The sequence below is a fragment of the Lysobacter sp. KIS68-7 genome, assembly GCF_021284745.1.
Taxonomy (GTDB): domain Bacteria; phylum Pseudomonadota; class Gammaproteobacteria; order Xanthomonadales; family Xanthomonadaceae; genus Noviluteimonas.
The window spans coordinates 2,105,811-2,120,774 of sequence record NZ_CP089925.1 but is presented as its reverse complement, the minus strand read 5'-3'; the positions used below and the strand labels follow the sequence as shown (position 1 = coordinate 2,120,774).

Here is a 14,964-nt window from a genome sequence, read left to right as displayed (position 1 = left end):
GCGGTGGAGGCACCTCGACCATAGCCATTCGCCACACGCGCGAAGCACGGAGATGTCCCGAAACGACTGGGATCGCGCTGCGCTTCGTCTCAGACCGCGGCGGACAAAGCGTCGCCCAAGCGCTCCACCGCGATCATTTCGAGCCCCTTGAACGCGCCGGCCTTCGGCGCATTTCCCTTCGGCACGATGGCGCGCTTGAAACCATGCGTCGCGGCTTCGCGCAGGCGTTCCTCGCCGTTGGGCACCGGGCGGATCTCGCCCGAGAGGCCGACTTCGCCGAAGGCCACGGTCTTCTCCGCCAGGGGCCGATCGCGCAGCGAGGACAGCACCGCGAGCAGCACCGGGAGGTCCGCCGCGGTTTCCTGCAGGCGGATGCCGCCGACGACGTTGACGAACACGTCCTGGTCGCCCACGCCCACGCCGCCATGGCGATGCAGCACGGCCAGCAGCATGGCGAGGCGATTCTGTTCCAGGCCCACCGCGACGCGGCGCGGATTCGACAGCGGCGAACCATCCACCAGCGCCTGCACTTCCACCAGCAAGGGGCGCGTGCCTTCGCGCGTGACCATCACCGCACTGCCCGGCTGCGCGGTGCTGCCGCCGGAAAGGAAGATCGCGGAAGGATTGGGCACTTCGCGCAGGCCCTTCTCGCCCATCGCGAACACGCCGAGCTCGTTGACCGCGCCGAAGCGGTTCTTGAAGGCGCGCAACACGCGGAAGCGGCTGCCGCTCTCGCCTTCGAAATACAGCACCGCATCCACCATGTGTTCCAGCACGCGCGGACCGGCGATGCCGCCCTCCTTGGTGACATGGCCCACGAGGAACACCGTGGTGCCGGTTTCCTTCGCGTAACGCACCAGGCGCGCGGCGCTCTCGCGCACCTGGCTTACCGAACCGGGCGCTGCGCCGATGGATTCTGTCCACAACGTCTGCACCGAATCGGCAACGATCACCTTCGGGCGATGCGCGACGGCCTGTTCGAGGATGCGTTCGACGCCGGTTTCCGCCAGTGCATGCAAGCCATCGATCGGCAGCCCGAGGCGCATGGCGCGGCCGGCGACCTGCGCGAGCGATTCCTCGCCCGTGACGTACAGTCCCGGCAAGGTCGTGCCCATCTGCGCGAGCGCCTGCAGCAACAGCGTCGACTTGCCGATGCCCGGATCGCCGCCCACCAGCACCACCGCGCCTTCCACCAAGCCGCCGCCGAGCACGCGATCGAATTCGCCGATGCCGGTGGGCACGCGCGCGTCTTCGCTGCTGCGCACGTCGCGCAGTGCGGTGACCTTCGGCGGGTCGACCTTGCCGGCCCAGCCGGACCGGCGCGCGGCGGGCGCCTGGTTCGCGGCTTCCAGCGCGATTTCGCTCAGCGAGTTCCATGCACCGCACGCATCGCATTGCCCTTGCCACTTGGCGTAATCGGCGCCGCATTCGTTGCAGACGTGGGCGGAGCGTTTGGTGGCGGACTTGGCCATGCGCGCGGACTTCGAAAGGCGAGGACGAAGCTGCACTGTACCGGCCGCCATCTCAGGCGATAAGACACGCCCGGCGATCCGCGCAAAAAAGAAGGCCGGGCACCTGGCCCGGCCTTGCGTCGCCCTCCTTGGCGTCGCTTCCCTGCTCTCTCCTCAGAGATCGTTGCCCGCTGCCGCGGCGTTCCGGATCAGGCCCGAGAACGGCAGCAACTGCGTGATGTAACGGTTCCAACGGGTGATGCCGGCCGGGCCGATCCACACCACGTCGCCCGGGCGCAGGTGGAAGCGCGAGGCGACGGCATAGGCCGCCGGATTGGTGGCATCGAGGTTGTAGACGGCCGCCGGATCGCCCTGGTCGGACATGCCGCGCACGACATACACCGCGGCGCCCTTCGAGGTTTCCGGATTCAGGCCGCCGGCGCGACCCAGCGCCTGCGTCAGCGTGATATCGGTCGTCTTGAACGGAATCGCCTGCGGCTGGCGCGCTTCACCGACCACGTAGACTTCCTTGCGATCGTTGTACGGCAGGTACAGGCGATCGCCGGGCTTGAGGTAGATGTCCTGCGCGACGCCGTCGCGATTGATCGCATCCAGGTCGATGTTGTAGTTGCGGCCATCGCGCGTGAGCACCAGGCCCGAGAGATCCGCGTTGGCGACATCCACGCCTGCGCGGCCGACCACCTGCGCCAGCGTCTGCGGCACGGTGGTGGTGTCCTGCGGCGCGGTGCTGGTGAAGGCGCCCTGCAACGAAACGCGCCCGCCGAAACCGACGACGTTGACGTCGATCTGCGGTTCCTTGAGGTAACGCGCGAGCTTCTTCTCCAGCGTGCCGCGCACCTGTTCGACGGTCATGCCGGAGACGTTGATCTTGCCGGCGTAGGGATAGAACAGCGTGCCGTCCGACTGCACCTGGCGGCCGTTGGTGATCGCCTGCTGCTGCGAACCGGCCGGCGTGGTCAGTTCCGGGTGGTCCCACACGGTGATGATGAGCGTGTCGCCGGGCGAGACGTGGTAGGCCGTCGGCTGGAAGGACGTGAGCTCCGCCGGCAGCGTCACCGGCTGGCGCTTGCCCGACACCATCTCCGCGGTGATGGGCTGCACCTGGATTTCCTGGCCGGCCGCCACGGTCGTCCCGGGGGCGTGCACCGACAACTTCTGGCCCGGAATGCAGCCTGTGAGCGCGAGCATGGTGGCCAGCGCGAGGATGCGAGGCAGATGGGTGTTCAAGGTGGAGCCCTCCTAGCTGGGCGGCACCGCATCGGCGGGCCGAATTCAGGTTGTCCGCGGCAGCCTACGGACGAGAATGCGCGCGTCGCGTGAAAACGCCCCCACCGTGTGTCGGCGCATCCTTCACGTGGTCTTTCCTTCCACGCACAGGGCCAGCAGGCCCGCATATTCCTTGAGCGCCCGGCCGCTTTTCCACAGCGCCCGGGGACTCGGCAACCACCGGTCCGCCCAGGATTCGCCGGCCGTCGGTTCGGGCACCGGCACCTCCACCACCTGGATGCCGTTGCGGCGGAACAGCAGGCTCGCCCGCGGCATGTGCAGCGCCGACGTCACCAGCAGCACGCGATGGATATCGTGCTCGCGCGCGATCTGCGCGCTGTACTTCGCATTGGTCGTGGTGTCCGTGCTGCGTTCTTCGATCAGCAGGGCCGAATGCGGCACGCCGAGCTTTTCCATGCCGCGCGCCATGTTGCATGCTTCGGTGCGCACGCCTTCGCCGCCGCCGGAGAGGATCACGCGCGGCGCGCGGCCGGCGTCGTACAGGCGCACGCCCGCCGCGAGGCGGCTGTACTTCAGTTTCTCCAGCGTCACGCCGGGCCGGTTGATCCAGGTGTAACCGCCGCCGCCGAGCACGACGATCGCATCGGCCTTCGGCAAGGACGCAGGATCCGGCGCGACCACGTAGCGATCCTCGAGCGAGCTGCGCAGCCATTCCGCGTTGTGGGGAATCGACCAGAACGCCGACCACGCGAACGCCGCCAGCGCGAGCACGCCGGCCGTGCGCATCCAGCGCAGGCGATGCGCGAGCAAGGCGAGCAGCAGCACCGCCAGCGTCAGGGCAAGCGGATAGGTCAGCGCAACGAGCGCATCGCGCAGCAACGACACGATCAGGCCGCCCGGGCCCGGCGCCGCGATGCGCGGCGGTGCGGCAGCAATTCGTCGTACACCTCGATCGTGCGGCGGATCACCATCTGCTCGTCGAAGTGCTCCATCGCCTTGCGTCGCGCGCAGTCGCCGAGGCGACGCACCAGCGCGCGATCGTCGTCGAGCTGCGCGATGTGCTCAGCGAGCGAACGCGCGCAACGCGGCTCCACGTGCAGGCCGTCCACGCCATGTTCGCTGACCACTTCGCGGCAGCCCGGCAGGTTCGTCGTGACCACGGCCAGCCCGCAGGCCGCCGCTTCGATCAGGCTCTTCGGCACGCCTTCGCGGTAGTAACTGGGCAAGGCGATCACGTCCATCGAGCGCATCAGCGCGGGCATGTCCTCGACATGGCCGCGCCAGTCGACCAGGCCTTCGGCGACCCAGCTTTCCACCTGTTCGCGGCTGACCGAGCGCGGATTGCCCGGATCGGGTGAACCAGCGACCACGAAGTCGATGTTGCGCCCTTGCGCGCGCAACATGCGCGCCGCCTCGATGTACTCGCCGATGCCCTTCTCCCACAGCAGGCGCGCGGCGAGCAGCACGCGCAGCGGGCGCGGTTCGGCGACGGGCACCACGGGCAGGAAGCGCTCGAGGTTCACGCCCGAACTGCGGATCACGCGGATGTGCTGTTCCGGCACCAGGCGCGCGCGCACGAAGGCGTCCGCATCGTCCGGGTTCTGCAGGATCAGGCGTGATTGCTTGCTACCGAGCGTGCCGCGCATCAGCAGCTTGACCATCGGGCGCAATGTGCGCGCAAGCATGCGGTCGCTGGCGAAGACGTACCCCATGCCGGCCACCGCGTTGACCACCGCGGGCACGCCCGCGGCGCGCGCGGCGAGCGCGCCGTAGATCGCGCACTTCACGGTGAAGTTGTGCAACAGGTCGGGGCGTTCATCGCGCAGCACGCGCGTGAGGTCGCGCAGCACGGCGACTTCGCGCACCGGATTGAGGCTGGCGCGATCCATCGCGAGCACGACCCAACGCATGCCGTGGTCGGCGAAGCGCTCGCCGAATTCTCCCGGCGGCGACAGCATCACCACCTCGTGCCCTTCCGCCTTCAGCTGCAGCGCAGTGGAGAGGCGGAAGTTGTAGAGGTACCAGTCGGTGTTCGCATAGAAGACGAACTTCATCGGAGCTCCGCAAGGTGGTAGTGGAGGTGGTTGCGTCGGCGCACCGAGGCCGGCTGGTCGGCCGCCGCGGCCATCGCCGAACGCAACATCCACGGAAAGACGAGGAAGAGCAGGAAGCACGAGGCATAGCGGATGCCGCTGCCGGCGTTGTAGACGCCGAAGGGCACGTAGGCGATCAGCGTGACGAGCATCGCCGGCAGCCAGCCGAGCACCAGCACCTTGCGCGGCAGGCCCGCCGGCGCACGAAAGGCCTGCTGGATCGCATAGAGCAACAGGAAGAACACGACCAGGCCGGAGACGAAGAAAGGCAACAGCACGGGACGCGCCAGCACTTCGCCCGGTGTCGGGCCCACCACCGCCAACGGCAGCGTCCACCACAGGCTCGTGAACAACTCGCGGCTGGTCTGGATGTTGATCCACATGCGCGTGGAGTCGGAATAGATCGTGAAGTAACTGCGTGCCTTGGGCAGCACTTCGCCGGCGATGTAGTCGTCCAACTGCGGCCACGCGAGCACCACCACGATCGCGCCCGCCGTCAGCAGCATCATCGCCTGCACGCCCAGGCTGAGCCCGACGCGCGGCCCGCGCATCAGCATCCACGCCATCAGGAAGAACAGCGCCATCGCGCCACCGAACGGCGCGCGGATGAACACCATGCCCGCCACGCACACCATCGCGAACAAGAGCCGATGCAATCCGCGCGCGCGGAAGTAACCGACCATCGCGCCCATGAAGAAGCCGAGCGTCCCGATGTACAGCGACTCGCGCCCCACCACCGACGCCCACACGCCGAAGCTGGGCGTCAGCAACAAGGCGAGCAACGGCCAGCGATAGGCGCCATGCAAACGCGCCTGGCCGACCAGGTACACCACGCCGGTGGCCGCGTACAACGAGAACGCCAGGTGCGCGAGCACGTCCACGCGCAGCAGGCCGATCAGCGTCGTCGCGATCTGCGTGACCATGTAGGTACGCGCCGAGGCTTCGTCGTCGTAACCGCCGCTCATGTATGCGCGCGCGTCGCCCAGCTGGCTATACCGGCTGTAGATGAACACCGCGAACAGCGTCCAGCAGATGAAGATCGCGTACACGCTCGCCTTCCCCAGCGTGTTGCGCGAAGGGGGCGCCCGGTGTTCGGCAGCGAGATCGGCGTAGGGAACGTCCTGCATGGGCTTCTCAATAACCAGCGCAGCGTGAGCGGGTCGTCATTGATGACCCCCGTGCCGCCCGTGGGCGCGCTTGGCCCGATGGAAGTGGCGGACGCCATGCCAGGTACCGAACAGCAGCACGAGTTCGGCCACGACCGTGGCCCAGGCCGCACCGATTTCCGCGAACCGGGGAATCAACAGGGCGTTCAGTCCCACGGCGACGAGCGTCGCCCAGGCCATCGCATAGACGCGGTAGCGGTTGTGTTCATCCGTCAGCAATGCCGAGCCCATCGAAGTCGACAGGAAACGGATCGGCGGGCAGAGGGAAAGCACGAACAGGATCCCCACGACGGCGCGGTATTTCTCACCGAAGACCAACGGCACGACGTAGGGCACAACGGCCACCATGGACAAGCTCACGGCAATGCCCAGCGCGGTCATGCCCACGTTGCCGCGCTTGTAGACGAGCCAGAACTTGTGCGGGTCGTGGTGCGCCCAGCGCAGCAGTTTGCCCATCAGGAACTTCTGGTAGATGGTCGCGGGGATCAGGTAGATGGCGCTCATCACCGCCAGGGCGATCGCCCAGCGTCCGGCCTGCGCGTTGCTTCCCAGGTACTTGAGCAGGATGGTCGAGACCTGGAAGAACACCGGATACAACACGGCGTACAGACCGTAGGCCCACGACTGCGCCCACACGTCGGCCACGCGCGGCACCTGCACGGGGCCGGGAATCTCGCGGCGCGGGCCGTGTCCGCGCAGGTCGATTTCCCCGCGCAGCATGTTGCGCAACTGCGGCACCGCCAGCGCCACGATACCGAGCGAAATCACGCCGTAGCTCACCGCGACGAAACGTTCGGTCAGGTTCGGGATGAGCAGCAGCATCACCGCGGCGACCAAACGGCTCGCGGGAATCGCCATCTGCCACGACGCCATTTTCGCGTAGCGGTCTTCCAGGCGCGTCTGGTTGCTCATCAACTCGATGGCCAGCACGCTGAGCACGACCGGCATGAGCACGATCAGCGCGAATTGCGTATCCGCGTCGGGCGCGATGAAGATCGCCCAGAACACGATGATCGCCAGCGCCAGCAACGTGGTGCCGACGCTGAAACGCAGCGACGGCTTCACCCATCGGCTCGCCGCCCAGCCTTCCACGCCGTACACGCGCAAGCGGAACTGCCCGAGCCCGAAACCGGCGAGCGGCGCGATCATCGTGACCGTGGCCAGCGACGAAGCGAACAAGCCGTAGGCTTTCGGGCCGAGCTCGCGCGCCAGCAGCGTCTGCGTGAGGAAGACGAACACCGCGCCGAGTGCCGTCGCCGCGCCCAGCATCGAAATGGTCTTCAGCCCCCGCTTCCAGCCGGGGACTAACCATTGGGCGAGGCGCGAGGGATCGGATGCGGGGGGCGTGCCCGTCGACATCGTTGCGGTCGGTTCCTCCATGCCCCTGTCTTTCCCCGCGGATGAGCTGCGGGACGATAACGACGCAGGCGTGAAGACCAGCGCATCGGCCGGGCAAAAAAAAAGGGGCGGAAGCGCCCCCCAGCGCGTCCGCCCCGCGCCGGGTCCGCGCTTTGCGCTGGGCCCCGGCGTCCTTCGAATTGCTTCGTCGGCGGGCCGACACTACGGAGGGCATGCACGGGCTGTCACGCGCGGAAATGCGAATTTGTGACGATGTGAAAATTTCGTAAGACGGGCGGCCCGTAACCCCGCGCATTCAGCTTTTCTCAGGGGATCAACAGCACCTTGCCGACACTGCCCCGCCCTTCGAGCAAGGCATGCGCCTTCGCCTTCAGCTTTTCTCAGGGGATCAACAGCACCTTGCCGACACTGCCCCGCCCTTCGAGCAAGGCATGCGCCTTCGCCCCCTCCCGCAGGGGGAAGCGCGCCGCCACGCTCACGGCCAGGGCGCCACCGCGGACCGCGGCGAACAGGCGATCCGCCTTGGCTTGCCTCGCCTGCGCGCTGGTCAGCACGTTCCAGAGGTCGCCCCCGACCAGCGTCAGCGAGCGATCCATCAGCACGCGGGGATCGACGGGATCGGGATCGCCCGCGGCCATGCCATAGAACACGACCGTGCCACCGGTGCGCGCGAGCGCGAGGCTGTCGATCAGCGTGCGACCGATCGAGTCGTACACCACGTCGACGCCATCGGGCGCCAACGCGCGCACGCGTTCGACCCAGCCTTCGCCCGAATCGACGGCATGCGCGGCGCCGGCGGCCTGCGCCGCGCGACGCTTGTCTTCGGATGATGCGAGTGCAATCACCCGCGCACCTTTCGCGCGTGCGAGCTGCACCAGCAGCTGGCCGACGCCACCACCGGCGGCATGCACCAGCAAGCATTCGCCCGCCTGCACCGCGTGGCTGTCTTCGAGCAGGAATTGCGCGGTCAGTCCCTGCAGCAGCAATGCAGCCGCGACATCGAACCCGATGTCGTCGGGCAAGGCGATCAACCGATCCAGCGGCACCGCGACCAGTTCGGCGTTGGCGAACGCGCTGTCGGCGAAGGCGACGCGCTGGCCGACGCGGAACGCGCCACCCGCGTCGTCCGCATGCAACGCCGCAATCTCGCCCGCCCCTTCATAGCCGGCGATCCACGGCGGCGAACCCGCCAGGTGGTAACGCCCCTGCCGCCGATACACATCCGCGAAGTTCAGGCCGATCGCACGCGAGCGCACGACGGCGATGCCCGGCGCAGGTTGCGGATCCGGCAAGGCCGTCCATTCCAGGACCTCGGGGCCGCCGAAACGGGAGAACGTGAGCGCGTGCATGGGTCAGTCCAAACGATTGTCGGGCGCTATTTCTACCGCACTCGAGTCGGAGGTGACTTCCAGGTGTCGTGCCCAGCGCGGATCGCGGCCATCGCGCGAGGCGCGCGGGCGGCCGGGCGCATTGCGTTCGAACACGTTCTTGCTGATCGACACCTGCTGCGTGCCCTTGCGCAAGGCGATGCCGACCTGCGTGTTGTCGCGGATGCGGTTGTCGCGGATCGTCAGGTCGTTCGCGCCCACGGCGAGGATGCCCGCGTTGCGGTTGTCCTCGATGGTGCAGTCGCTGATCGATACCTCATGCGTGTCCTTCCACACCTGGATGCCCGGGCCGCGATTGCCGCGCAACACGCAGCGTTCGATGCGCACGTCCTGCACGATGTCGCCCTTGTCGGGCTCCACGTCGATGCCGGCCTGCGGCGGCGTGCCGCCCGTGCCGCTGAACTCGCTGTCATGCACCCACACGCGGCGGGACCGTCCGATCGACAAGCCCTGTCGGCGATTGCCCGTGCTGGTGACGTTGGCGATCTCGATGTCCATGCTCGGCGTCGCCGGTTGCCCGCCCTGCGCCGCCTTCCCGCCGATCGACATGCCATCGCCCCAGCACTTGGAGATATGGATGTCGGAAACGACCAGGTTGCGCACCGAATAGATGGCGATGCCGTGGCCCCACTCGCCATCGAGTCCGAGGTGGCGGTCGCGGTCGCCCACGATCGCGCCGCCGGAAATGCGGATGTCGCGCACGCCGCGCAGCAGGATGACGTAGGACCGCGGCGCGGCATTGGGTTGCGCGAGCAGGCGCGCATCGCGCGCCATGCGCAGGTGCACGCCGTCATGCAGGCGGATGCTGCGCAGCGTATCGATCATGTAGTCGCCTGCGGGGACATCGAGGATGCCGCCGCCCGGCAGTGCAGCGAGCGCAGCTTCGAAGGCGTCGGTCTCGTCGGCGCGTCCGTCGCCGCGGGCGCCGAACTTACGCACGTCGACGGTGCGCGCAGCCCCCGCAATCGCCCCGCGCCCGCACCACAGCAAGGCCGAGGCTGCTGCGCCCTGCAGCAGCGTGCGTCGCCCGATTCCCGTGGGTTCCCCGCCCTGCGGCGTGCTCACACCGCCGCCCCGCGCCGGCCCACCAGCCAGGGCAACAACACCGCCAGCAGGTAGAACTTCGATGCGTGGTACTTGTTGTCCATGCGCGTGCGATTGCGCTCGAGCCAGCGCGTCGCGCCCGGCAACATCTCGCGGGCTTCCAGCGACTGCGCATGCACCTGGTCGAAGCGCGCGGAGGCCAGGCCGCGCACGTCGAAGCGGAAGCTGCCCTTGTGCGCCACGTACGGCAGGTTCTTGAAGCGCGTGGCGATGTGCTGGCGCACGATCACCTTGCTCATGTGCGTGACCGGATCCATCTGCAGTTCCGCGGGCACCTCGCGATAGACCCAATCGCAGAAGTGCGGATCACAGAAGGGATAGGCGATCTTGAGGTCGGTCGCCTCGGCGGTGTAGATGCCCTTCGCGAATCCGCCCGCGGCCGCCGCGATCGAGAGCGACAGCACGCGGTACTCCTCCGGGCTCGTGGCCGAGCGGATCTCGGACAGGAAGGGCAGCAACCGCTCGCGCGATTTCTTCGCGATGTCGCGGCCGAACAGTTCGTCCACTTCGCCGTCGGTGAAGCGCGAGCCGGGGAACACGCGCTCCACCGAGTTCATCTGCAGTGTGCCGAGCGCGAAGCACAACTCGAAGTTGTCGCCGACCCAGGGCAATTCCGTGGCGATGCGCGGCAGGCGGATGCCGAGCGCGAGCCACTTGAGCACCTTGTACTGCGGATTGACCGGGATGCCGAAATACGTATCCGATCCCAGGCCGTCGATCATGCCGTCGCCGTCGTTGGCCAGGATTTCGAAGGCGAGATCGACGTAGGACAGCAACGCGAAATCCGCGGTGAGCGACGGCATGCGCGGCGCGACTTCGAGGTAACGGTCGTAGGCGCGGCCGGGATCGCACACCAGCGCCTCGTGCCGCAGCCCCAGCGTCGTGGCGACGTTGCGCGCGGACGCAACTTCGTTCTCTTCGCTTCCACCGAGGTAGGTGATGCACGTGGTGTCGGGCCGCGCGTCGGCGAGCGCGATCGCCATCGTGGTCGAATCCTTGCCTCCGCTTTGCAACGACCATGGCGCACGCACCTGCGCGCAGCTCGCCTCGATCGCCTCGCAAAGACGGCGGTGGTAGCGCGCGACCCAATCCGGCGTCGCCTTGGCGTTGGCATCGTGCTGCTTGCCGTTCTCGCGGAAGCGGAAGCGATACGCATCGCGCGAGGGGTCGCGCCCCGCCAGGTTGGCGGACAGGCCCTGCATGTCCACGCCCTCGAAGATCGAATGCGGCGGATACACGAACCCGTTGCGCAGCACGTCGGCCACCGACACCGGGTCGATGCGCTGCGTGTCCGCGGCCGCGAACACACCGCGCATGGCGAGCGCAGGTGCGGACGCCACTTGCGGCACGACCACGCTCACGGCGGCGTCGCGTCCGAACGGTGCAGCTGGATCCATGGAAGCACCACTGCAAGGAGGTAGAACTTCGAGGCGTGATATTTGTTGCCGAGTCGATGGCGATTGCGCTCCAGCCACGTCACGGCGCCCGGCAGCACGTCGCGCGCCTGCACCGCGAAGTCGTGCACCGTGTCGAAGCGGCTCGACGCCAACCCCCTCAGGTCGAAACGGAAACTGCCCTTCTTCCTCACGTAAGGCAGTTCCGGGAATCGCGTGGCGATGTGGCTGCGCACTAGGACTTTGTTCACCCTGCTTTCCGGATCGATCATCTGGTGCGGTGGCACTTCGCGATACACCCATTCCCTGAAACGCACGTCGCAGAACGGATAGGCCGCGTGCATGCCCAGCGCACTGCACGTGTACAAGCCCTTCGCGAACGCACCGGCCGAGCCCGCGATGGACGTGGAGATGTCGCGCCACTCGTCCTGGCTGGCGGCCGTGGCGATCTCTTCGCGGAACACGTCGAGTCGCTTGTAGGATTCCTGCGACATCGGGCGGCCGAAGAGTTCGTCCACTTCCGCGTCGGTGAAACGCGAGCCGGGGAAGACCCGCTCGATGGATTCCATCTGCAGCGTACCCAGCAGGAAGCACAGTTCGAAGTTGCGTTCGACGAACGGCATCTCCGCGAGGTTGATCGGCAAGCGCATGCGGCGTGCGAGCCGCGCGAGCATGCGTTGCTGGCGCGACATCGGCGTTCCGAAGTAGCTGTCGGCGCCAAGCCCATCAATGACGCCATCGCCGCCGCGCCCGATGATTTCGGTCGCGAGGTCGACGTAGGACAGCAACGCGAAGTCGGCCGTGAGCAGCGGCATGCGGTCGGCCACGGCGAGGTAGCGGTCGTACGCGCGCCCCGGATCGCAGGTCAGCGTTTCGTGGCGCAGGCCGAGGGTCTTGGCGACGAAGGTCGCCGAATCGACTTCGTCTTCCTCGCGCCCCCCCAGGTAGGTGATGCACGTCGCGTCCGGCCTGGCATCCGCAACGGCGATGGCCAGCGTCGTGGAATCCTTGCCGCCGCTCTGCAACAACCAGGGATGCTTGGACTGCCGCGTGGATTCTGCGACGGCTTCCACCAGCAGGCGATGGTAGGTGCCCACCCAATCCTGCGATTCCTCGGTTTCGCCGCGCTTGCCGGAGTCGCGGAACTTGAAGTGGAATTCCGGCGCAACGAGCATGTCCTGCGACGGCGAGAACCCGAACGTCACCAGCTTCACGTCCTCGAAGATCGAGTGCGGCGGATAGACGAAGGCATTGCGCAGGATGTCGGCCACCGACACCAGGTCGATGGTGCGCGCGGGCGCGGTGTTTCCGGACAGGCCTGAGAAGTCCGGCGTGCCGTAGTACGGCGACATCGTGATCTGCTTCGGCGCCGCCGATGCACTGGCCGGCGGTGCGTAGCTGCGCGTGTCGAGCGTGGAGACATTCATTGTCAGCGATACGCCCTGTGCTTGCCGCTACCGGAGGTGGGGAGATACTCGTAGTACGTGTAGGCGTAATGACCGCCGCTGCGCTTCTGCACGCCATTGAAGATGGCGCCCTTCACTTCCACGCCGTTCTGCTCCAGGCGCTGCTTGGCCAGCGCGATCTCGCGCTGCTGGTTCAGGCCGAAGCGCACGACCATGAGGCAAGTGCCGACCTGGTGGCCGATCACCGCCGCATCGGTCACCGCCAGCACCGGCGGCGTATCGATGATCACGATGTCGTAGCGGGGGCCGACCTGTTCGAGCAGTTCGTTGAACGCGGGGTTCATCAGCAGCTCGGAGGGATTCGGCGGAATCTCGCCGCGCGAGATGAAGGACAGGTTGTCGGCGCCCTGCACGCTGCGGATCGCATCTTCCAGCGGGATCTGGCCGGAGATCAGTTCGGACAGGCCGCCTTCCGATCGCACGCCCACCGCGTGGTGCAGCGTGCCGCGGCGCATGTCCGCGTCGATCAACAGCACGCGCTGCCCGGCCTGCGACATCGTCACCGCGAGGTTCGCGCACACGAAGGTCTTGCCGACGCCCGGGCTCGGCGCGGAGATCATCAGCAGGTTGTTCTTGGTCTTGAAGCGCGCGAAGTGCAGGCTCGTGCGCAGGCTGCGCAGCGCTTCCATCGCAAGGTCGGTCGGTGCGTTGAGCGCCAACAGCTTCTGCTGGCCGTTCGGGAAACGCGCCGGGTTGAGCGTGAGTTCGCGACCGCGTTCGCTGTACGGAATCGACGCATACACGGGCAGGCCGAGCAGTTCGATGTCCGCCGGGTCTTCCACGCCGCGGCGCATCATCTGCCGCACGAGCACGAAGCCCATCATCAGCAACGCACCGAGCAGCGTGCCGCCGGCGATCACCGGGATCGGCTTCGGCCACGCGGGGCTCTCGTAGTTGACCGCGGCCGGGTCGATGATGCGCGCGTTGCCGACCGCGCTGGCGCGCGCGATGTCGAGCTGCTGCGCCTGGTCGAGCAGGCTGGCGTAGGTCTGGTTGGTCACCTCGACGTCGCGGGTCAGGCGGAACAGGCCCTGTTGGGTCTCCGGCAGTTCCGCGATGCGGCCGCGCAACGCCGCCTTCTGCGATTCGAACTGGGCGATCTGCGCGAGCAGCGCCTTGTAGGTCGGATGCTGCGGCGTGAAGCGGCTCGCGAGGTCGGCCTGCTGGATGCGCAACTGGCTGATCGCCGATTCGATGCCCACCGTCTGGTTGAGCAGCGACTGGTTCTGCACGGTGACATCGAGCGTCTGCGTGCGCGTCTGGTAGGCGGTGAGCGCGGCCTGCGCCTTGTCGAGTTCCTTGCGCACGTTCGGCAGCTGGCGCTTGACGAACTGCAGGCGCTTGGCGGCTTCGGCCGAATTGCGCGCCACGTTCTGGTGCACGTAGGCACGGCTGATCTGCTCGAGCACCTGGCGGGCGAGGATCGGGTCTTCGTTCTGGTAGGTCAGCGCGATCACGCCGGAGTCGCGGCCCTGTTCGGAAGCGCTGATGTCCTTGCGCAGTTGCGCGAGGATGTTGAGCGAGTTCAGGCGCGTGACGTCGAAGCGCATGCCCGGATTGGCATGCAGCGAACGCACGAGCATGTTCACGCCGCCCGCCTGCACGGGCTGGCCGGCGACGCCGCGCACGAGCAGGTTGCCTTCGGGGTCATACAGCGTGTAGCTGCCGCCCTCGCCCGCCACCAGGCGCATGGGCTGGTCGACGAGTTCCTGCGGCACGTCCAGGCGCGCGATCTCGAGCTTCTCGCCGCCCCAACCGTATCGCGCCAGGCCGAACCACGGCGAGTTCACTTCACCGGGGCGCGAAGGCGCGAAGTTGCGCGCGATGTAGCTGCCGAACAACGGGAAGCGCGCGGGCTCGATTTGTACGTCCAGGTCGAGGTTGTCGAGCGCTTCGCTGAGCACGCTGCGCGAGGTCAGCAACTGGATTTCGGTGGTCGCCGCCGATTCGCCGGTGTTGGACTGCGCGGCCGAATTCGCCGACAAGCCGGGGAAGGTCGGGGTGCGCCGCTCGACCTGCACCGTTGCCGAGGCTTCGTACTTCGGCGTGGCGAGCACCACGTACAGCACGCTCGCCAGCAGGAACATCACGGTGCCGAAGAGGATCATCCGCTTGCTGTCGCCAAGCGTCGACAACAGCGTGCGCAGGTCGATTTCCTCGTCGCGCACCGAAGGCGGGACGATCTGGGGCGGTGGGCTGGTGCGGGTCGAAAGGTAAGTCGCCATCAGTCATCGCTCTCGTCAGGAATTGGTGCGTTCGAATTGAAAAGACAGGCACGCCTTGCGTCGCGGATGA

11 protein-coding genes are annotated in these 14,964 nt (G+C 67.3%); all 11 read right to left on the bottom strand.

Going from position 1 to position 14,964, the window contains the following annotated elements:
- Positions 1-89: 89 nt before the first annotated feature.
- Positions 90-1,472, bottom strand: a complete 1,383-nt coding sequence (gene radA / locus LVB87_RS10305) for a DNA repair protein RadA (RefSeq protein ID WP_232897883.1) — start codon at positions 1,470-1,472, stop codon at positions 90-92.
- A 153-nt stretch (positions 1,473-1,625) separates the two neighbouring features.
- The gene (locus LVB87_RS10300) at positions 1,626-2,699 is read right to left on the bottom strand and encodes a polysaccharide biosynthesis/export family protein (RefSeq protein ID WP_232897882.1); all 1,074 of its coding nucleotides are present in this window, start codon (positions 2,697-2,699) and stop codon (positions 1,626-1,628) included.
- 123 nt (positions 2,700-2,822) lie between these two features.
- Positions 2,823-3,584: a YdcF family protein gene (locus LVB87_RS10295; RefSeq protein WP_232897881.1), complete on the bottom strand. Its 762-nt coding sequence runs from the start codon at positions 3,582-3,584 to the stop codon at positions 2,823-2,825.
- Positions 3,585-3,586: 2 nt separating this feature from the next.
- Positions 3,587-4,753, bottom strand: coding sequence for a glycosyltransferase family 4 protein (locus LVB87_RS10290; RefSeq protein ID WP_232897880.1), 1,167 nt, complete (start codon positions 4,751-4,753; stop codon positions 3,587-3,589).
- Entirely contained in the window at positions 4,750-5,919 is a 1,170-nt protein-coding gene (locus LVB87_RS10285) for a hypothetical protein (RefSeq protein ID WP_232897879.1), read from the bottom strand. Before LVB87_RS10285 ends, LVB87_RS10290 begins: the two co-directional genes overlap by 4 nt.
- A gap of 36 nt (positions 5,920-5,955) precedes the next feature.
- Positions 5,956-7,338, bottom strand: coding sequence for a polysaccharide biosynthesis C-terminal domain-containing protein (locus LVB87_RS10280; RefSeq protein ID WP_232897878.1), 1,383 nt, complete (start codon positions 7,336-7,338; stop codon positions 5,956-5,958).
- Positions 7,339-7,697: 359 nt separating this feature from the next.
- Positions 7,698-8,666, bottom strand: coding sequence for a quinone oxidoreductase (locus LVB87_RS10275; protein ID WP_232897877.1), 969 nt, complete (start codon positions 8,664-8,666; stop codon positions 7,698-7,700).
- 3 nt (positions 8,667-8,669) lie between these two features.
- Complete coding sequence (locus tag LVB87_RS10270; protein WP_232897876.1) at positions 8,670-9,770, bottom strand: right-handed parallel beta-helix repeat-containing protein; 1,101 nt, start codon at positions 9,768-9,770, stop codon at positions 8,670-8,672.
- Positions 9,767-11,206 carry an asparagine synthase-related protein gene (locus LVB87_RS10265; protein WP_232897875.1) on the bottom strand — a complete coding sequence of 480 codons (1,440 nt, stop codon included), beginning with the start codon at positions 11,204-11,206 and terminating at the stop codon, positions 9,767-9,769. The genes LVB87_RS10270 and LVB87_RS10265 overlap by 4 nt, the downstream gene beginning before the upstream one ends.
- Entirely contained in the window at positions 11,167-12,630 is a 1,464-nt protein-coding gene (locus tag LVB87_RS10260) for an asparagine synthase-related protein (RefSeq protein WP_232897874.1), read from the bottom strand. Before LVB87_RS10260 ends, LVB87_RS10265 begins: the two co-directional genes overlap by 40 nt.
- Positions 12,631-12,632: 2 nt before the next feature.
- The gene (locus tag LVB87_RS10255; protein WP_232897873.1) at positions 12,633-14,894 is read right to left on the bottom strand and encodes a polysaccharide biosynthesis tyrosine autokinase; all 2,262 of its coding nucleotides are present in this window, start codon (positions 14,892-14,894) and stop codon (positions 12,633-12,635) included.
- Positions 14,895-14,964 lie beyond the last annotated feature (70 nt).